Source organism: Stenotrophomonas sp. YJH_SMC_25 (assembly GCF_059369595.1).
The window spans coordinates 85,504-104,579 of sequence record NZ_JCAFSV010000002.1 but is presented as its reverse complement, the minus strand read 5'-3'; the positions used below and the strand labels follow the sequence as shown (position 1 = coordinate 104,579).

Sequence of the window (19,076 nt, the reverse complement as noted above, 5' to 3'; positions counted from 1 at the left end):
GCACCCCACACTGAAGCTCCCCCATGACCCCGATCCCCGAGACCGTGCCGCCCATCGAAGTGCGCATGGCCGAAATCGTCTTCCCCAACCATACCAACCACCTTGGCACCCTGTTCGGTGGCCAGGCACTGGCGTGGATGGACAAGGCCGCATTCCTGGCCGCCGCCCGCTACTCGCGCCGTACCGTGGTGACCGCGCGCAGCGACCAGGTCGACTTCAAACTGCCGATCCGCATCGGCCAGATGGTGGAAACCATCGGCCGCATCGTTGAAGTCGGCCGCAGCTCGATGAAGGTGGAGGTGGAACTGGTCGCCGAAGACCTGCACAGCGGCGAGCGCAAGCTGTGCACCCGCGGCCACTTCGTGATGATCGCGCTGGACGAGGAAGGCCACCCGATCGCGGTGCCGCCGCTGCCGGCGGACTGACCCGGCCAACCGACCGGCGCTTGCGGGGGCGCTGCGGCGCCCCCATCTGGCAGCCATGACCCCGCCACTGACCGACTTCATCGACCGCGCCCAGCGCCTGTTCGTGCTGACCGGCGCCGGCTGCAGCACCGCCTCGGGCATTCCCGATTACCGCGACAGCGACGGCCAGTGGAAACGCACGCCACCGGTGACCTACCAGGCCTTCATGGGCGAGACGGCTGCCCGCCAGCGCTACTGGGCGCGCAGCCTGCTGGGCTGGCCGCGCTTCGGCCTGGCCCGGCCCAATGGTACCCACCAGGCCCTGGCCGCACTGGAAAGCCGTGGCAAGCTGCAGGTGCTGCTGACCCAGAACGTGGACGGCCTGCACCAGCGCGCCGGCAGCCGTAACGTGATCGACCTGCATGGCCGCCTGGACCTGGTGCGCTGCATGGGCTGCGAGCGCCGCAGTGGCCGCGAGGACTTCCAGCAGCGCCTGCTCGACGCCAACCCCGGCTGGGATGCGCTGGAGGCCGGCGTCGCGCCTGATGGCGACGCCGACCTGGAGACCGATTTCTCCAGCTTCGTGGTACCCGGGTGCCCGCACTGCGGCGGGGTGTTGAAGCCGGACGTGGTGTTTTTCGGCGAAAACGTGCCCCGCGAGCGGGTGGAGGCGGTGCACGAGCACCTGCAGCAGGCCGACGCCGTGCTGGTGGTGGGCTCGTCGCTGATGGTCTATTCCGGCTTCCGCTTCGTGCAGGCGGCGGCCAAAGCAGGACTGCCGGTGGCGGCGCTGAACCGTGGCCGCACCCGTGCAGACGACCTGCTGCAGTTCAAGGATGAACGCGATTGTGCTGAGGCGCTGGCGTCGGTTATCGAACCATCGGCTGGGTAGAGTCGACTGTCAGTCGACTATCGCGTGCAGCGCGGGCTTCTCGACGGCCGTTGGAAATGCAGTCGACTGTCAGTCGACTCCACAGGCCACCAGCCGCCGCGAAACAGCGATCCATCCAGATGGTTGATCCCGGAGCCGTGCGGCGGTGCAATACGCATCCCCTACGTCGTCCATCACTGTCTTGAGCCAGCTGTTTTCGCCGATCTCGTTCGGCCCCCTGACCCTGTCCAACCGCATCGTCGTCGCGCCGATGTGCCAGTACTCCGCCGAAGACGGCCGCGCCAGCGACTGGCATGCCATGCACCTGGGCAACCTGGCGCAATCCGGCGCCGGCCTGCTGATCCTGGAAGCCACCGCAGTCGAGCCGCGTGGCCGCATCAGCTGGGCCGACCTGGGCCTTTGGGATGACGGCACCGAGGCCGCGTTGGCACAGGTACTGGCCAGCGTCCGCCGCTGGTCGCCGATGCCGCTGGGCATCCAGCTCGGCCATGCCGGTCGCAAGGCCTCGGTGAACCGCCCTTGGGACGGCGGTGGCCAGCTGCCGGCCGACGATGCGCGTGGCTGGGCCACCGTGGCGCCGTCGCCGCTGCCGTTCCACGCCGCCGATCCGGCACCGCAGGAACTGGACGAGGCCGGCATCGCCGAGGTCATCGCCGCCTTCGCCGCCAGTGCGGTGCGTGCCGAGCGCCTCGGCTTCGAGCTGATCGAGCTGCATGCCGCCCACGGCTACCTGCTGCACCAGTTCCTGTCGCCGCTGAGCAACCGTCGCAATGATGGCTACGGTGGCTCATTGCCGAACCGCCTGCGCCTGCTGGTGGAAGTGTTCGACGCCGTGCGTGCGGCGGTATCGGACAAGGTCGCCGTGGGCGTGCGCATCTCCGCCAGCGACTGGGTCGATGGCGGCTGGGATCTGGTGCAGAGCGAAGCGCTGGCCCAGGTGCTGGACGCGCGCGGCTGCAATTTCCTGCATGTCTCCAGCGGTGGCCTGGACGAACGCCAGAAGATCACCGTCGGTCCGGGCTACCAGGTGCCGTTCGCGGCAGCGATCAAGGCCAAGGTGCGCATGCCGGTCATCGCCGTGGGCATGATCACCGAGCCCGAGCAGGCCGAATCGATCCTGCGCCATCGCCACGCCGATGCCGTGGCCCTGGCGCGCGGCATCCTCTACGACCCGCGCTGGCCGTGGCATGCCGCTGCCGCATTGCGCGACAGCGTGGAACCGGCGCCACAGTACCTGCGCTGCGAGCCGCGCGACGCGCGCGGCGTGTTCAAGACGCGCTGAGGCTCACACCCGCCAGGCCGGCGCGATGCCGGCCTGAAGGTGTTCGAACAGCGCGCGGATCTTGGCGGTGAAATCGCGGCGGTCGCTGACGCAGAAGTAGACCTCCATCGGTTCCGGGCGCCACGCGGTGTCGGCGCCGAACACCGCCTGCAGGCGGCCATCGCGCAGGTACGGCTCGGCCACGAATGCGGCCAGCCGGGTGATGCCGGCACCGGCCGCCGCCAGCGTCGCCAGCGCATCGATGTCATCGCAGACCATGCTCGGTGGCAGCGCGGCGTCCACGCGCTGGCCGTCCTTCAGCAGGCCCCAGCGCAATGGTCGGCCATCGGTGGGGAAGCGGTGCAGCAACCCGCGATGACCGCCCAGATCGGAAGGCTGTTGCGGGGTACCGTGCGCCTTCAGGTAGGCCGGCGAGGCACAGAACACGAACGGAACACGCGCCAGCTGCCGCGCGACCACGCCGTCCTCCAGCTGCGCCCCGATGCGGATGCTGGCATCCACCGCTTCCGGCCCATGCTGCACGGCGCGGTCGGTCAGGCGCAGCTCCAGCTGCAGTTGTGGGTAGCGCTGCTGCAGTGAAGGCAACAAGGGGGCAAGCACGTGGCGACCGAAGGCGCTGCTGCTGGCGATGCGCAGCGGTCCGGCCGGTTCGATGTCACCGGCGGTGACCATCGCCTGCGCGCGCGCCAGGTCGGCTTCGATGTGGCGCACCTGCGCCAGGTACAGCGCGCCGGCCTCGCTGAGCGCCAGCTGCCGCGTACTTCGGTTCAGCAACCGTACGCCCAGATGGGCCTCCAGCCGGTTGATGTTCTGGCCGACCGCGGTGGCGCTGATGCCAAGGATGCGGGCCGCGGCGGCAATACTGCCGGTCTCTGCGGTGCGGGTGAAGCTGCGGATCAGTTGCAACAGGTTCATGACCGACCAGCTTGCCACGGGAAGGTCCAAGTATCGCTTGGTACTGAACCAAGCAGGTCGGTTGCACCCGTGATCATCCGGCCGCTGGGCAGGGCGCTGCCCTACACTGTGGCGATGCGCCCCGATTCCATTCTTACCCTGTCCTGCCCCGACCGCACCGGCATCGTCTACCGCGTGTCCGGCCTGCTGTTCGACCACGGCTGCAACATCCTCGACGCCCAGCAGTTCGGCGATGAGGAGAGTGGCCGCTTCTTCCTGCGCGTGCACTTCGACCGCGATGCCGGCCTGCCGCTGGAAACCGTGCACGCCGCCATGGCCACGCTTGCCGAGGGCTTCGGCATGGACTGGCAGCTGCACGATGGCCGACGCCGCGCGCGGCTGCTGGTGCTGGTCAGCAAACAGGGGCATTGCCTCAACGACCTGCTGTTCCGCGCCCACAGCGGCCAGCTGAAGGTGGACATCGCAGCAGTGGCGTCCAACCACGCCGACTTCGCGCCGCTGGCGGCGTCCTACCAGGTGCCGTTCCACCACCTGCCGGTGACCGCCGATACACGCGCGGTGCAGGAGCAGCAGATCATCGACCTGGTCGAGCGCGAACGCATCGACCTGGTGGTGCTGGCGCGCTACATGCAGATCCTGTCACCCACGCTGTGCCGCGCGCTGGCCGGCCGTGCCATCAACATCCACCACAGCTTCCTGCCCAGCTTCAAGGGCGCGCAGCCGTACCACCAGGCACACGCGCGTGGGGTCAAGATCATCGGCGCCACCGCGCACTATGTCACCGAGGACCTGGACGAAGGCCCGATCATCGAACAGGACGTGGCCCGCGTGGACCATGCGATGGCACCGCGCGAACTGGTGCGGCTGGGCAGCGATACCGAATCGCTGGTGCTGGCACGCGCGGTTCGCCGCCATGTGGAGCACCGCATCCTGCTCAATGGGCATCGCACGGTGGTGTTCCGGTAATCGCCCATCCCGCGTCCGCCGGGCATGGCCCGGCGCTACCACGGGTGCTATCCGGTAGTGCCGGCCGCTGGCCGGCAACTGCAGAGATCCCGAGGTTGCCGGCCAGCGCCCGGCACTACCGAATCCTGATTTCGTGCGCGGTAGCGCCGGGCCATGCCCGGCGGTCACGCCTCAGACGATCGCGATCCCCGCCTTGCCCAGCGCCTCGCGCACCATCACGTCGTTGGCTTCGGTCACCGGCTTGGTCAGCTCCCACAGGAACTTCACCCGGAAGCCGGACTTCACCGCGTCCTGCGCGCTCCACAGCACGCAGTAGTCACGGGCCAGGCCGCATACGTGCACTTCGCGGATGCGGCGTTCATGCAGCCAGCCGGCCAGGCCGGTGGCCGGGCGCTTGCCATCGGGGCCGTGGTTCTCGCGGAAGGCGCTGTACGAATCCACCTGTTGGCGCGTGCCCTTGCGCAGGATCAGGTCGGCCACGGTCCAGTCCACGCCCGGGTGCAGGGCGGCACCGGCGCTGCCCTGCACGCAGTGGTCCGGCCACAGGGTCTGCGGCTGCGCGTGCAGCAGGATGGTCTCGAACGGGCGTTGGCCGGGGTGCTGGCTGGCGAACGAGGCATGGTCGGCCGGGTGCCAGTCCTGTGTTGCCACCACGGTGCGGTAGCGGCGCTGCGCCAGCAGATCGGCAATGGGTGCCACCAGCGCATCGCCCTGGTCGCAGGCCAGGGCACCACCGGGCATGAAGTCCGGCTGCAGGTCGATCACCAGCAGGGCGACATCGGCGGGCAGGGCGGTCATGGCAGATCCAGCACGAACTCAAGGGGCGACCAGCGTGGCCGCCCCATGCCTGCGCGTCAATCGTCCTGCGGCGTCCCAGCGTCCTGACCGTAGTACAACAGGCCGATCTTGATCCGCTCGCGGCCATTCTCGCGGCGATGGCGGTTGGCATCGCGCAGCGAGTACACGCAGCCGCAGTATTCCTGCTGGTAGAACTGCTCGCGCTTGCTGATCTCGATCATGCGGCTGGCACCGCCGCCCTTGCGCCAGTTGTAGTCCCAGTACTGCAGGCCTTCATAGCGCGAGGCGGCGCGGATGCCGCAGTCGTTGATCTGCGCCATGTTCTTCCAGCGCGAGATGCCCAGCGAAGAACTGATGGTGTCGTAACCGTGCTCGTGCGCGTACAACGCAGTGCGCTCGAAGCGCATGTCGAAGCACATCGTGCAGCGGATGCCGCGCTCGGGCTCGTTTTCCATGCCGCGTGCGCGGCTGAACCAGTTGTCGGTGTCGTAGTCGCAGTCGATGAAGGGAATGCCGTGCTGCTCGGCGAAGCGGATGTTCTCCTGCTTGCGCAGCTCGTACTCCTTCACCGGGTGGATGTTGGGGTTGTAGAAGAAGATCGCGTAGTCGATCCCGGAGGCGGTGATCGCCTCCATCACTTCGCCGGAACAGGGCGCGCAGCACGAATGCAGCAGCAGGCGCTTGCCGTCGGCGGGCAGGGTCAGGGTGGGGCGTTGGAGCTCGGTCATCGTCAGGTACCGCATGGACCGCCGGCAACGGCGGTGGCCCATGCATCAGCGCGTGGGTGAACGGGTCTGGCCGGATACCGTGAACAGGACGCGCGCGGCCACACCGCCTGCACGCGCAGGACGACGACGGCCCCGGCAACCTCCCCGCGGAGATTCCAGGTCGAGTCAGGGGACGGTCGTGTCCCCCGGCCGGGGCCGGTATTCGGGCTGATGGACACGGGCCGCAGCCCACCTACTACCCGCCGCTTCCCAGGCGCGAGCCCAGTGCTGTTGGCAGGATTCGTTTCCATTCACCGCTGCGGGGCAGCTCCGGAATGGACGCGCGAGGCGCCTTCACCGGATTCCCGTTTAAACCCCTCCCCGCGCCGCAGCGATGGGAGGGATACCTTCGGCGTGTGCAAGGTGGACCTGTTGGTGGCGCCGGTCAAGAGCGCAGGGGTCAGAGCCCGCTGCGCTGCAACGGGATCCGACCCCAGCGGAAGGAAGGGGTCGGATCCCGCTGCCACGCAGCGGGCTCTGACCCCGGTCGGGATGCGCCTTCAATGCCCCACGGCCGCCCGCGTGCGGATGTCGTCCAGCCGCTGGTCGTGCAGCAGGCGGCCGTTCTCCCACACGGTCACCATTGCGTCCTCGAAGCCGTCCGGCAGGGTGTCGTCGCCGTTGGCCGGCAGTGGCACCGTATGCAGGCTGCCGTCATCCAGGCGGCGCAGCAGGCGCATGCGGCCACGCTTGCTGGTCTTGCCGGCATCGGTGACCGGATCCTTGTAGACGTCGATCCACTCACCCTCGACCCGCGCCGCCGAGCACTTCAGCGCGAACTTCTGCGTATCGCGGTCCAGTCGCTGCAGCAGTGCACCGCCCATGCCGAAGGCCACGTTGTCGGCAGCGTAGCCGTCGTCGGTGGTGCGCTGCAGGATCGCGCGGATGGTGTCCGGATTGATGCCATCGCCCTGGATCACCCGCACGTGGTTGAGCACGCGATAGCCCTTGCCGTTGAGGCTGTGGCCGAAGGCTTCATCCAGCCGGCGCAGGCTTTCGGCCACCACCTCCACCGGGTCACCCGAGTCGGGTCGGATGACCAGGGTGGCGCCCGACGCGATCACGTCATCGCGCAGGGTGGTGCCCCAGTGTTCGCTGATCGCGTGGTAGATGTCATAGCTGTCCGACACCACCGCCACGATCGAACCGGGCTTGCCGAACTGGCGCAGCATGTTGCGATAGGCGTCCACCTCGCGTTCGCGGCCCCAACTGGTGATGGTGCTGTGCTCGGCGGCCGGAATCGAATAGCCGGCCATCGGCGCGTGGTAGTGCGCGCGTGCCAGGCACAGCGCCGACACGGTATCGGTGCCGAGGAAGTTGACCAGGTGCGCGGCACCGCCCAACGCGGCCGATTCCAGGCTCGATACACCGCGCGCGCCGAAGTCGTGCAGCTTGAACGGCAGCTGCCCCTGCGGGTCGTCGCTGGTCTGCTGCAGGAACGCGGCGATGGTCTGCCGTGCGTGCCAGCTGATGGTGGCCACGGTGACCGGATACCACACGCGCAGCAGCAGCGTTTCCAGATACGACGGCACCCAGAACGCAGCCGGATCGGTCGACTCGATGGTCATCAGTGCCTGGTGGGTGGGCACCACGCTGCCCTCGGGAACGGCGCGGATGCGCACCGGCAGGTGGCCGCCAAGCCGGTCGACGATATCGCGCCAGCCGGCCTCGTTGAACGGTTCGCCATGGGCGGCGAATACCGCAGCAGCGTCGTCGATGTCGGCGTGGGTGACCGGTCGTGCCAGCGCGTCCTTGAGGATCGCCTGCAGGCCGAAGAACACCGTGCGATCGTGCAGGCCGCCACGTGATTCGACGTAGAAGAACGTGGCATCGGTACCCGGCGGGTACTGCAGCCAATGGCTGGCCTTGTAGCTGTCGGTGTTGAGGAGAAGATTATCGAGGTAGTGCATGACGGAAGCTCCTTCGCGTCGAGTGACACCAGCGGTCTATCCGCCAGTGGGGAGGCCGGGCCTGTCAGCCGCGGCCGAGGAAATACTCCAGGATGTGCAGGTGGTCTTCGAACAGCTGCGGGCCCATGTCCAGGGCTTCACTCACCGGTATCCAGCGCGCCTTGTCGGCGTCGTCGCCGCCGCGCACCGGCGGCAGGTCACCGGCCGGGAATTCGAAGTGGAAACCGTGGGTGATGGTGCGGCCGCGCTGGCTGCGGTCGGGGTGGTCGAAGACTTGCTGGCCCTTCAGCGACCCCTTCAGCACCGGCAGCGGAATCTTCAGCCGGGTTTCCTCGCGCAGTTCGCGCAGGCAGCTGTCGAGCAGGCTCTGTTCCTGGCCGACGAAGCCGCCGGGCAGTGCCCACAGCCCCTTGCCGGGTTCCGAGCGGCGACGCACCAGCAGCACGTGGCCTGAATGCACCACCACCGCATCGGTGGTGACGAAGGTGGGCGCGTAGGGCGCATCCTTCCACGCGGCCTTGTACTGTTCGATGAAGCGGTACTCGGCCACCAGCTGGCCATAGGCAGGCGCGCTTTTGCGGAACGCTTCGAGCATGTCGTACACCGGCGCCGGCACATTGCCACGCAGCATCAGCAGCGCGCCGTGGAAGTCGACGTCGCCGGCTTCGAACAGGTAGCGCCGCAGCTCGGTGGCCGACAGGGTGGCGGTGTGCTGCACGTCCACCAGCGGCCACTGCGGGAACTCGCGCAGGTAGTAGCTGGACGCGTCCTTGTCCATGCCGATCAGGCCTACCTTCGCATCGGCGGCGGCGCCGTCGTTGCGCAGGGCTTCAGCCACCTGGCGCTGCACGTTGGCGATCCACTGCGCTTCGTTGTACAGGTGGTCACGCAGCGGGCGGATCAGCAGGCGGTCGGTGTGGCCATCGAGGGCGGCCTGGATCATCACGGCACGTTCGGCCACGGTCCAGGGATTGCGCAGGCTGCGGGGGGTATCGGCAGAGCCGACCAGGAAGATCAGCTTGCGGGCCCGGCTCAGGGCCAGGCGGGCAACGGCGGCGTGGCCGTTGTGGAAGGGCTCGAATCGCCCGATGAAGACGAGATAGTCGAATTCCATGAGAATCCCTCATGTCGTTGTGGCAGCCGCGGGTCTGTCCCTTGGCTTGCTGCAGATGCTACGCCGATGGCGGGGCGGGTCAAGCCTGCAGCCGTGCTTTCTGCTGAACGGCGCATCGCGTGCGCGGACTGCGCCGTTGTTCTCAGGCCCTGAGAAGCCTCTGCGCCATACTGGCACCCACGCGGCGGACGGCATGCTCGGGGGCAAGACAGTGGCGGACAAGTACTGCGATCTGGTCATGAAAGGCGGCATCACCAGCGGCATCGTGTACCCCAATGCGGTACTGGCGCTGGCGCGCGAGTATCGCTTCAAGAGCATCGGCGGCACTTCGGCCGGCGCCATCGCCGCCGCCGTGGCGGCTGCGGCGGCCTGCGGTGATCGTCGTCAGCAGGCCGGCGAGCACCTGCCCGGCGATGCAGGCTATGGCGGGTTGTCGGCGGTGTCGGCGCAGCTGTCGCGGCGCGGCTTCATCTACAGCCTGTTCCAGCCCGCACGCGGGGCACGCGCGGCCTATCGCCTGCTGGTGGTGCTGACCGGCAATGCCAGCCTGCCGCACAAACTGCTGTGCCTGGCCGTTGCCGTGTTCGAGATCGCGCCGCTGGAAGTGCTGGTGTCGCTGGCGCTGCTGCTCGGCCTGGGCTGGTGGGGCGGTGGTTGGAGCGGGGTGGCGGCCACGCTGCTGCCGTCGCTGCTGTGCGCGTACGGTGCGGGTGTGGCCGGTGCCGCGCTTCGTGTGGCACGCGTGGCGCGACGCAATCTGCTGGGCCTGTGCAGCGGCCTCGGCCGCGATGCACGCACGCCGGCACTGACCGAGTGGCTGCACGAATGCCTGCAGCAGTTGTCCGGCAGGCCGCTGGATGCACCGCTCACCTTCGCCGACCTGCACGACGCGCCGCGCTATGCCGGCGAGCCGGACAGCCCGCATGCGATCAGCCTGCAGATGATCACCACCTGCGTGTCGCACAACGAGCCGCGCACGCTGCCGCTGGGCGGCGCGCAGTTCTGGTTCCTGCGCGAGGAATTCGAGCAGCTGTTCCCGGCCAGCGTGGTGCAGTGGCTGGTGACGCAGGCCGGCCCGCCGCTGGAGGTGGAAGGTCGGCAGTACTACCACCTGCCGCCGGGCCCGAAGCTGCCGGTGCTGGTGGCCACGCGCATGAGCCTGAGCTTCCCGCTGCTGATCAGCGCGGTGCCGCTGCATGAACCCTCACGCCGCGAACGACGCTGCGAGCCGACCGCGCCGGCGGCCGACCCCGAGCACAACGTGGCCGACAGCATGGAAGGGCTGACCAGCGCCGGGCAGGCTTGCGGCCCGGTGATCACCGCCTTCCGCATCTGCTGGTTCTCCGATGGTGGCATCAGTAGCAATTTCCCGATCCATCTGTTCGATGCCGCGTTGCCGCGCTGGCCTACCTTCGCCATCAATCTGGTCTACCCGCAGCACGCCGAAGAGGTGAACCACGGCAGCAATGGCCGCCAGTCGCTGGAGCACGCGGTGTTCCTGCCCACCGAGAACCGACACGGCTGGCAGCGCACCTACCAGTCGATCGCCACACCGCTGGCGGCCGCCGAGCTGGGCCGCTTCCTGTTCGCGGTGGTGGCGACCATGCAGAACTGGCGCGATCTGCTGCAGGCGCGCGCGCCGGGCTACCGCGACCGCATCGTGCACGTCAGCCTGCAGGGCGACGAAGGCGGCATGAACCTGGACATGCCGCAGGAGGTGCTGACCCGCATCGCCGACAAGGGCAGCCTCGCCGGTGCGCGCTTCTGTTCGTTCTCGTTCGAGAACCACTACTGGATCCGCTGGCGCAACCTGGCCTCGGCCTACCAGCGCTACACGCTGGAAGTGGCACGCACCGATGATCCGGCGCAGCAGGTACTGGCCTACCGCGCGGCCTATTCGATGGTTGCCCGCGGGGAACCGGCACCGCCGTCGTACAAGCTGGGCTCGGAAGACAAGCGGCTGGCCTCGCAGCAGCTGTGGGGGTTGATGGTCGAGCAGGGACGTACCTGGGAAGACCTCGGCCCGGACCTTACCGACGGCGCACCGCGTCCGCTGCCGCAGATGAAGGTGACGCCGATCTACTGAGCCGGTAGTAGATCCACGCCATGCGTGGATGCATTTCGCGCAGGGCCAGAGCGTGCCGACCAACGGTCGGCACCCACCATCAGCAGCATCAGCATCACCATCAGCATCAGGTTCCAGCAGCAGGAGGAAACTGTCGAAGGCGGGGGGGTGTCGGATTGCGGGGTGTCCGCGGCATGGATGCCGGGGGTCACTTCAGGGACGGGTTCACGGCGTCCCCGCAATCCGACACCGCCCCGCCATCCCACGGAAAGCCCGCTGTTGCTTTTGAGGTTGCCGGCCAGCGGCCGGCACTACCGCAGGTGCAGGGCGCAGCCCTGCCGAACCAACCCTATCGCCCCGGCAACTGCGCGAACGCGCGCTGCATGCAGTCCTCGCGCGGGCACACCCGGCAACCCGGCCCGATCGACACCGAGTTCCCCGGGCTCTGTACATCCAGCCCCAGCGAATACACCAGGCGTTCGGCATGCTGCAGGTCGCAGCCCAACGCCACCGCGAACGTCTTGCGTGGCTGGCCATGGCCCACCGGCCCGCTGCTGACCTGCCGCGCCAGCCAGAAATGACGGCGGCCATCGGGCATGCGCGCGGTCTGGGTGAGGATGCGGCCGGGCTGGTTGAACGCCTCGTAGACGATCCACAGCGGGCACGACCCTCCCACCTGCGAGAAATGGAAATCGGTGGCCGAATGGCGTTTGGACACGTTGCCGGCACGGTCCACGCGGATGAAGAAGAACGGCAGCCCGGGCGCGCTGCGCCGCGCCAACGTGCTCAGCCGATGACAGACCGCTTCAAAGCCCACGCCGAACTGGTGCGCCAGCAGCTCGATGTCGTAACTGCTGGCCTCGGCCGCACGCAGGAAACGCATGTACGGCATCACCAACGCACCGGCGAAGTAATTCGACAAGCCAATCCGCGCCTGCGCGATGCGTGCCTCATCGGTAAAGCCAGCGCGCGCCACTACCGCATCGATCTGCGGCAGGTAGCCGTGAAGGGCCAGCTCGGCCGCCATCTGGAACGCCTGCTGGCCGGGCTCAAGGTAATCGGGCAGCCACAGCCGCCGCGCACCGGCATCGTATTGCCGTTTCTCGCGCCCGGCCTGCAGTGCGGCCACTTCCACCAGCACGCCATGGCGGTCGGCCAGCAGCTGGCGCAGCCGCGGTGCCACATGCCCGGGCGACAGCCCCCATTCGGCGAACAGCTGCTCGGCCAGCTCGTCCAGTTCGGGGATGTGGTTGTGCATGCGGTTGAAGAACTCGCGCACCTGGTCACCGGCGGGCAGGGTGCTGCCGGCACCGGGCTCGCCCAGCTGGAACTCCAGCGCGGCGGCATGCTCGCGCAGCGCCAGGTGGCGGCGGTGCAGGTCCAGCAGCGCGCGGCTGACCTGCGGCAGGTTGCCGGCCAGGGCGCGCAGCTCGGTCGCGCTGACTTCGGCCAAGCCGAGGTCGCGCAGGGTCTCGCCCAGGGCTTCCTGCAGGGCAGCGGGCTCATCTTCGTCGAACAGTGAGGAAACATCGCCCAATACCTCGCCCAGCTTCTTCTGTACGGCCGGGGTCAGTGGGCGTTTGTTGCGCTCGATCTGGTTCAGGTAACTGGCCGACAGGCCCAAGGCGCGGGCCAGGTCCACCTGGCTGTAGCCGCGCTGTTCGCGCAGCCGTAGCAAGCGCAGGCCAAGCTGCCGCTGGGTGGCTGAATAATTCACAGAATTAACATGAATCGTCTGGCGTGTTGGCCAGATTAAGCGGATTCAGCCCGGAAATCGAGATGGGTGCTGTGAATAATGCCAAGCATCTTTCGCACCCCGTGGGATTGTCGTCATGACTGTTGCAGCGCCCCGTATCCGCATGCTGATCGATGGCCAGTTCGTTGAATCGGCCACCTCCCACTGGCAGGACGTGATCAATCCGGCCACCCAGGACGTGCTGGCCAAGGTGCCGTTCGCCACCACCGGCGAAGTGGACGCCGCCGTCGCCGCCGCCAAGGAAGCCTTCAGGACCTGGCGCAAGACCCCGATCGGTACCCGCGCGCGCATCTTCCTGAAGTACCAGCAGCTGATCCGCGAGAACATGAGCGAGCTGGCCCACATCCTCACCGCCGAACAGGGCAAGACCCTGCCGGACGCCGAAGGCGATGTGTTCCGCGGCCTGGAAGTGGTCGAGCACGCCGCCGCCATCGGCAACCTGCAGCTGGGCGAGCTGGCCAACAACGTGGCCAATGGCGTGGACACCTACACGATCATGCAGCCGCTGGGCGTGTGCGCCGGCATCACCCCGTTCAACTTCCCGGCGATGATCCCGCTGTGGATGTTCCCGATGGCGATTGCAACGGGCAACACCTTCATCCTCAAGCCGTCCGAGCAGGACCCGATGGTCACCATGCGCCTGGTCGAGCTTGCCCTGGAAGCCGGCATTCCGAAGGGCGTGCTGAACGTCGTCCACGGCGGTGAGGAAGTGGTCAACGCGATCTGCGACCACCCGGACATCAAGGCCGTGTCGTTCGTCGGTTCCACCCGCGTCGGCACCCACGTCTACAACCGCGCCTCGCTGGCCGGCAAGCGCGTGCAGTGCATGATGGGCGCCAAGAACCACGCCGTGGTGCTGCCGGACGCCAACAAGGAACAGACCCTCAACGCGATGGTCGGTGCCGCCTTTGGTGCTGCGGGCCAGCGCTGCATGGCCGCTTCCACCCTGGTGCTGGTCGGTGAGGCGCGCAACTGGGTGCAGGACCTGGTCGAAAAGGCCAAGACGTTGAAGGTCAGCGCCGGCACCGTGTCCGGTACCGACGTCGGCCCGGTCATTTCCTGCGGCGCCCGCGAACGCGTGGAAGGCCTGATCGCCTCGGGCGTGGAGCAGGGCGCCAAGCTGGTGCTGGATGGCCGCAAGCCGCAGGTCGATGGTTTCGAGAAGGGCAACTTCGTCGGCCCGACCATCTTTGCCGGTGTCACCACCGACATGCGCATCTACCAGGAAGAAATCTTCGGGCCGGTGCTGGTCATCCTTGAAGCGGAAACGCTGGAAGAGGCCATCGCGATGGTCAACAGCAACCCGAACGGCAACGGCACCGCACTGTTCACCCAGTCCGGCGCTGCCGCGCGCAAGTTCCAGGAAGACATCGACGTCGGCCAGGTCGGCATCAACGTGCCGATCCCGGTGCCGGTGCCGCTGTTCTCGTTCACCGGTTCGCGCGCCTCCAAGCTGGGCGACCTGGGCCCGTACGGCAAGCAGGTGGTGCTGTTCTACACCCAGACCAAGACGGTCACCGCGCGCTGGTTCGATGACGAGACGCTGAGCCACGGCGTCAACACCACGATCAGCCTGAAGTAACGGCAGGAGCAGCCATGAGCCACTCGATGACGACGGAACTGGAAGAAGCGCAGCAGGCGTACCGCGAGGCGGCGCGCGACTTCGCACAGGCCGAACTGGCGCCGCACGCCGCGCGATGGGATGCGGAGGGCATCTTTCCGCGCGAGGCGATCGCCAAGGCCGGTGAACTGGGCTTCTGCGGCCTGTACATGGACCCGGAAGTGGGCGGCAGCGGCTTGAGCCGACTGGACGCCGCCGTCGTCATCGAGGAGCTCGCCAACGTCGATCCGTCGACCGCGGCTTACATCAGCATCCACAACATGGCCTCGTGGATGGTGTCCAAGTGGGGCCAGCCGGCCCTGCGCGATGCGTGGGGCACCGATCTGTCCTCGGGCCTCAAGCTGGCCTCGTACTGCCTGACCGAACCGGGTGCGGGTTCCGATGCGGCCTCGCTGAAGACCACCGCCGTGCGCGATGGCGACTTCTATGTGCTGAATGGCTCCAAGGCCTTCATTTCCGGCGCCGGTGCCACCGAGCTGCTGGTGGTGATGGCGCGCACCGGTGGTGCCGGTGCCGGCGGTGTCAGCGCCATTGCGGTGCCGTCGGACCTGCCGGGCATCAGCTTCGGCCGCAAGGAAGAGAAGATGGGCTGGAACAGCCAGCCCACCCGCGGCATCACCTTCGAAAACGTCCGCGTGCCGGTCAGCCACCTTCTGGGAGAGGAAGGCGGCGGCTTCAAGCTGGCGATGAAGGGTCTGGACGGCGGCCGCATCAACATCGCCGCCTGCTCGCTGGGTGCCGCGCAGGGTGCGCTGGATGCCGCGCGCCGCTACATGGGCGAGCGCCGCCAGTTCGGCAAGGCGCTGGCCGAGTTCCAGGCGCTGCAGTTCAAGCTGGCCGACATGGTCACCCAGCTGGTCGCCGCCCGGCAGATGGTGCACACCGCCGCGCGCAAGCTCGATGCCGGTGCCAGCGACGCCAACGTGTGGTGCGCGATGGCCAAGCGCTTCGCCACCGATGCCGGCTTCAACGTCTGCAACGAAGCGCTGCAGATCCACGGCGGCTACGGCTACATCCGCGAATACCCGATCGAGCGCCTGCTGCGTGACTGCCGCGTGCACCAGATCCTGGAAGGCACCAACGAGATCATGCGGGTGATCGTTGCCCGTCACCTGCTCAACACCGAAGAGGAACTGCGATGAAGGATTGGCGTACCCAGGAGCACGTGGGCCTGAAGGTGGAGGTCGATGGCCACACCGCCGTGGTCACCCTGAACAACCCGCCGGCGCACACCTGGACCGTGCACAGCCTGTCGGCGCTGCGCGACCTGGTGGGCGCGCTCAACGCAGACCGCGACATCTACGCGCTGGTGATCACCGGTGACGGCGAGAAGTTCTTCTCCGCCGGTGCCGACCTCAACCAGTTCGCCTCCGGCGACAAGGCCGCTGCACGCGAGGCCGCGCGCCGCTTCGGTGAAGCCTTCGAAGCGCTGTCCGGTTTCCGTGGCGTGTCGATCGCCGCGATCAACGGCTACGCCATGGGCGGTGGCCTGGAATGCGCACTGGCCTGCGACCTGCGCATCATTGAAGACCACGCCCAGGTCGCGCTGCCGGAGGCCACCGTCGGCCTGCTGCCGTGTGCCGGTGGCACCCAGAACCTGCCGCGCCTGGTCGGCGAGGGCTGGGCCAAGCGCATGATCCTGCTGGGCGAGCGCATCAATGCCGAGACCGCACTGCGCATTGGCCTGGCCGAAGAAAAGGTCGGCAAGGGCGAAGCCAAGGCACTGGCCCTGGAATGGGCGAAGAAGGCCGGCAAGCAGAGCCCGACCAGCATCGCCGCCTGCAAGACCCTGGTGCAGTCCACCCGCACCGGCACCCACGCCTCGGCGCTGGTGGCCGAGCGTGAAGCCTTCGTCGACCTGTTCGACACCGCCGACCAGGTCGAGGGCGTGACCGCCTTCCTGGAAAAGCGCACCGCGCAGTGGAAGAACGCATGAGCACCGACACCGTTGCCGACGACGCACCGGTGCTGTTCGAGGAGCGCGTGGCCGGCAACGGCGCGCGCATCGGCATCGCCACGCTCAATGCGCCGCGTACGCTCAATGGTTTCTCGCTGCCGATGGCGCACCTGCTGCTGAAGCAGTTGAATGTCTGGGCCGACGACGACGGCATCGCCATGGTGGTGCTGCAGGGTGCCGGTGAGAAGGCGTTCTGCGCCGGCGGTGACCTGCACAGCCTGTACAAGAGCATGGTCGCCTTCCGCGAGGCCGGCTGCAGCGACATCCGCGAGAACGACTACGCCGCCGAGTTCTTCGACGTCGAATACCGCGTCGATCATCTCATCCACACCTACGCCAAGCCGATCCTGTGCTGGGGCCATGGCATCGTGATGGGCGGCGGCATCGGCCTGATGTCCGGCGCCAGCCACCGCGTGGTCAGCGAGCGCTCCAAGCTGGCCTTCCCGGAAATCACCGTCGGCCTGTTCCCCGATGTGGGTGGCAGCTGGCTGCTGCCGCGCGTACCGGGCAAGGGCGGCCTGTTCCTGGCGCTGACCGGCGCGCTGCTCAACCCGGGCGACGCCATCTACGCCGGCCTGGCCGACGTGCACGTGGCCGAAGAACGCCGCAGCGCGGTGTTCGATGCGCTGCTGCAGGTGGCCTGGTCCAGCGATGCCGCACACAACCACGAACGCCTGACCCATCTGCTGCAGTCGCATGCCAGCGATGCCGCCACCGGCCCGCTGCTGGCCAATGCCGCGCAGGTCGAGGCGCTGTGCGAGGGCGATGACCTGCAGGCCATCGTGGCGCGCATTGCCGGCCTGCAGACCGACGACGCCTGGTTGCAGGCCGCACAGAAGACTCTCGCCGCCGGTGCACCCGGTTCGGCACGGTTGGCGTACGAACTGCAGCGCCGCAGTGCCGGCCAGGACCTGGCCGCGATCTATCGCCTGGAGTACATCGTCGCCCTGCACTGCGCCGCCCACGGTGATTTCGCCGAAGGCATCCGCGCGCTGCTGATCGACAAGGACCGCAATCCGCAGTGGAACCCGGCCACCCTGGCCGAGGCCACCGGCGCGTGGGCCGACACCTTCTTCGCTTCCCCCTGGGCCGATGCCGCGCATCCGCTGGCCGACCTGGGCACTCCCCTTGTTGAAAGGAGCCTTGCATGAGCCGCATTGCATTCATCGGGTTGGGCAACATGGGTGGCCCGATGGCCGCCAATCTGGTCAAGAACGGCCACAGCGTGCGCGTGTTCGATCTCGTCCCGGCCGCGGTGCAGGCCGCCGTTGACGCCGGTGCCAGTGCTGCGTCGTCGGCGCGCGACACCCTGACCGATGCCGAGGTGGTGATCTCGATGCTGCCGGCCAGCCGCCATGTCGAAGGCGTGTACCTGGGCGACGACGGCATCCTCGCCGCGATTCCGGCGGGTGCACTGGTCATCGACTGCAGCACCATTGCCCCGGCCAGCGCGCGCAAGGTCTCCGAAGCCGCTGCCGCACGTGGCCTGCAGATGATCGACGCGCCGGTATCCGGCGGTACCGCCGGTGCCCAGGCCGGCACCCTGACCTTCATCGTCGGTGGCGAAGAGGACGCGCTGGAACGCGCGCGCCCGGTGCTGCAGGCGATGGGCAAGAACATCTTCCACGTGGGCGCCAGCGGCGCCGGCCAGGTCGCCAAGCTGTGCAACAACATGGCGCTGGGCGTGATCATGGCGGTGACCGGTGAAGCCATCGCGCTGGGCGTGGCGCACGGCCTGGACCCGAAGGTGCTGTCGCAGATGATGGCGGTCAGCACCGGCCGCAGCTGGGCCACCGAAGTGTGCAACCCGTGGCCGGGCGTGCTGGAAAACGCGCCGGCCTCGCGCGGCTACAGCGGCGGTTTCGGCAGCGATCTGATGCTGAAGGACATGGGCCTGGCGGTGGAAGCGGCGATGAGTGTCGGTGCCTCGATTCCGCTGGGCGAAGTGGCCCGCAACCTGTACTCGATGAACCACCAGGCCGGCCGCGGCAAGCTGGATTTCTCCAGCGTCGTGCAGCTCATCACCAGCGAAAAATGACCTGGTAGTGCCGGCCGCTGGCCGGCAACCTCATGCCCCCCTGTGGGACAACGAAGGTGGGATGGGCGGATGTTCGGTTTCGACCGGCATCCGCCCATTTTTTTGCTCTTTACGTTGGTAGTGCCGGCCGCTGGCCGGCAGCACCCCATCAGGCAACGATCAGCGTCACGTCGATGTTGCCGCGGGTGGCGTTGGAGTACGGGCACACGATGTGCGCCTTCTGCACCAGCTCTTCCAGCTGCTCGCGCGGCACGCCCGGAGCGCTGATGGTCAGCTCGGCTTCGATGCCGAAGCCGGTCGGGATCTGGCCGATGCCGACCTTGCCGGTGACGGTGGTGTCGGCCGGCAGCGCGACCTTGGCCTGGCCGGCCACGAACTTCAGCGCGCCCAGGAAGCAGGCCGAATAGCCGGCGGCGAACAGCTGTTCGGGGTTGGTGCCCGGGCCACCGGCGCCGCCCAGCTCGCGCGGGGTCGACAGCTGGATGTCCAGCACGTTGTCGGAGGAGACGGAACGGCCTTCACGGCCGCCGGTGGAGGTGGCCTGGGCGGTGTACAGAACCTTTTCGATGGACATCGGGATGCTCCTGGTCG

General features: G+C 67.9%; 17 protein-coding genes and 1 riboswitch. Of the genes, 10 read left to right on the top strand and 7 right to left on the bottom strand.

The window, feature by feature from the left end; genetic code table 11:
• Window positions 1–23: 23 nt before the first annotated feature.
• The 3 genes from AC5P7E_RS03480 (at window position 24) to AC5P7E_RS03470 (ending at window position 2,578) form a co-directional block, all read left to right on the top strand.
• Window positions 24–425 carry an acyl-CoA thioesterase gene (locus tag AC5P7E_RS03480; protein ID WP_005411933.1) on the top strand — a complete coding sequence of 134 codons (402 nt, stop codon included), beginning with the start codon at window positions 24–26 and terminating at the stop codon, window positions 423–425.
• A gap of 55 nt (window positions 426–480) precedes the next feature.
• Window positions 481–1,296: an NAD-dependent protein deacetylase gene (locus AC5P7E_RS03475; protein ID WP_099523372.1), complete on the top strand. Its 816-nt coding sequence runs from the start codon at window positions 481–483 to the stop codon at window positions 1,294–1,296.
• 181 nt (window positions 1,297–1,477) lie between these two features.
• Window positions 1,478–2,578 carry an NADH:flavin oxidoreductase/NADH oxidase gene (locus AC5P7E_RS03470; protein ID WP_114618801.1) on the top strand — a complete coding sequence of 367 codons (1,101 nt, stop codon included), beginning with the start codon at window positions 1,478–1,480 and terminating at the stop codon, window positions 2,576–2,578.
• Window positions 2,579–2,581: 3 nt separating this feature from the next.
• On the opposite strand, the gene AC5P7E_RS03465 is transcribed toward AC5P7E_RS03470, so the two are convergent.
• A complete protein-coding gene (locus tag AC5P7E_RS03465; protein ID WP_060380447.1) occupies window positions 2,582–3,493 on the bottom strand; it encodes a LysR family transcriptional regulator in 912 nt (303 codons plus the stop codon).
• Window positions 3,494–3,607: 114 nt separating this feature from the next.
• Here AC5P7E_RS03465 and purU point away from each other — a divergent pair, with 114 nt between their 5' ends.
• Window positions 3,608–4,459: a formyltetrahydrofolate deformylase gene (gene purU, locus AC5P7E_RS03460; RefSeq protein WP_005411937.1), complete on the top strand. Its 852-nt coding sequence runs from the start codon at window positions 3,608–3,610 to the stop codon at window positions 4,457–4,459.
• Between the two features lie 171 nt (window positions 4,460–4,630).
• On the opposite strand, the gene pncA is transcribed toward purU, so the two are convergent.
• From pncA to AC5P7E_RS03440, 4 genes are all read right to left on the bottom strand, one after another.
• Window positions 4,631–5,257, bottom strand: coding sequence for a bifunctional nicotinamidase/pyrazinamidase (gene pncA / locus AC5P7E_RS03455; protein WP_329761749.1), 627 nt, complete (start codon window positions 5,255–5,257; stop codon window positions 4,631–4,633).
• A 56-nt stretch (window positions 5,258–5,313) separates the two neighbouring features.
• Window positions 5,314–6,000, bottom strand: coding sequence for an epoxyqueuosine reductase QueH (locus AC5P7E_RS03450; RefSeq protein WP_005407678.1), 687 nt, complete (start codon window positions 5,998–6,000; stop codon window positions 5,314–5,316).
• A gap of 161 nt (window positions 6,001–6,161) precedes the next feature.
• A riboswitch (cobalamin riboswitch) is annotated at window positions 6,162–6,391 on the bottom strand.
• A gap of 133 nt (window positions 6,392–6,524) precedes the next feature.
• Window positions 6,525–7,934, bottom strand: a complete 1,410-nt coding sequence (locus tag AC5P7E_RS03445; protein WP_114618802.1) for a nicotinate phosphoribosyltransferase — start codon at window positions 7,932–7,934, stop codon at window positions 6,525–6,527.
• Window positions 7,935–7,998: 64 nt separating this feature from the next.
• Entirely contained in the window at window positions 7,999–9,048 is a 1,050-nt protein-coding gene (locus AC5P7E_RS03440) for a bifunctional nicotinamide-nucleotide adenylyltransferase/Nudix hydroxylase (RefSeq protein WP_005411941.1), read from the bottom strand.
• Window positions 9,049–9,241: 193 nt separating this feature from the next.
• Between AC5P7E_RS03440 and AC5P7E_RS03435 the strand changes: the two genes are divergently transcribed.
• Window positions 9,242–11,134, top strand: a complete 1,893-nt coding sequence (locus AC5P7E_RS03435; RefSeq protein ID WP_099484575.1) for a patatin-like phospholipase family protein — start codon at window positions 9,242–9,244, stop codon at window positions 11,132–11,134.
• A gap of 328 nt (window positions 11,135–11,462) precedes the next feature.
• On the opposite strand, the gene AC5P7E_RS03430 is transcribed toward AC5P7E_RS03435, so the two are convergent.
• Entirely contained in the window at window positions 11,463–12,830 is a 1,368-nt protein-coding gene (locus AC5P7E_RS03430; protein WP_012478808.1) for a helix-turn-helix domain-containing protein, read from the bottom strand.
• 115 nt (window positions 12,831–12,945) lie between these two features.
• Between AC5P7E_RS03430 and AC5P7E_RS03425 the strand changes: the two genes are divergently transcribed.
• Genes AC5P7E_RS03425 through mmsB form a run of 5 tightly spaced genes read left to right on the top strand, consistent with a single transcriptional unit; the run spans window position 12,946 to window position 18,485 of the window.
• Window positions 12,946–14,451 (top strand): CoA-acylating methylmalonate-semialdehyde dehydrogenase, encoded by a 1,506-nt coding sequence (locus AC5P7E_RS03425; protein ID WP_114618803.1) that lies wholly within the window; start codon window positions 12,946–12,948, stop codon window positions 14,449–14,451.
• A gap of 14 nt (window positions 14,452–14,465) precedes the next feature.
• The gene (locus tag AC5P7E_RS03420) at window positions 14,466–15,632 is read left to right on the top strand and encodes an acyl-CoA dehydrogenase family protein (protein ID WP_005407684.1); all 1,167 of its coding nucleotides are present in this window, start codon (window positions 14,466–14,468) and stop codon (window positions 15,630–15,632) included.
• Window positions 15,629–16,426, top strand: coding sequence for an enoyl-CoA hydratase (locus AC5P7E_RS03415; protein ID WP_005411946.1), 798 nt, complete (start codon window positions 15,629–15,631; stop codon window positions 16,424–16,426). The genes AC5P7E_RS03420 and AC5P7E_RS03415 overlap by 4 nt, the downstream gene beginning before the upstream one ends.
• Window positions 16,423–17,598 (top strand): enoyl-CoA hydratase/isomerase family protein, encoded by a 1,176-nt coding sequence (locus tag AC5P7E_RS03410; RefSeq protein ID WP_043035423.1) that lies wholly within the window; start codon window positions 16,423–16,425, stop codon window positions 17,596–17,598. Before AC5P7E_RS03415 ends, AC5P7E_RS03410 begins: the two co-directional genes overlap by 4 nt.
• On the top strand, window positions 17,595–18,485 hold the full coding sequence (mmsB, locus tag AC5P7E_RS03405) for a 3-hydroxyisobutyrate dehydrogenase (protein ID WP_043035424.1): 891 nt from the start codon (window positions 17,595–17,597) through the stop codon (window positions 18,483–18,485). The genes AC5P7E_RS03410 and mmsB overlap by 4 nt, the downstream gene beginning before the upstream one ends.
• A 148-nt stretch (window positions 18,486–18,633) precedes the next feature.
• On the opposite strand, the gene AC5P7E_RS03400 is transcribed toward mmsB, so the two are convergent.
• Entirely contained in the window at window positions 18,634–19,059 is a 426-nt protein-coding gene (locus AC5P7E_RS03400) for an organic hydroperoxide resistance protein (protein ID WP_014035621.1), read from the bottom strand.
• Between the last annotated feature and the right edge of the window lie 17 nt (window positions 19,060–19,076).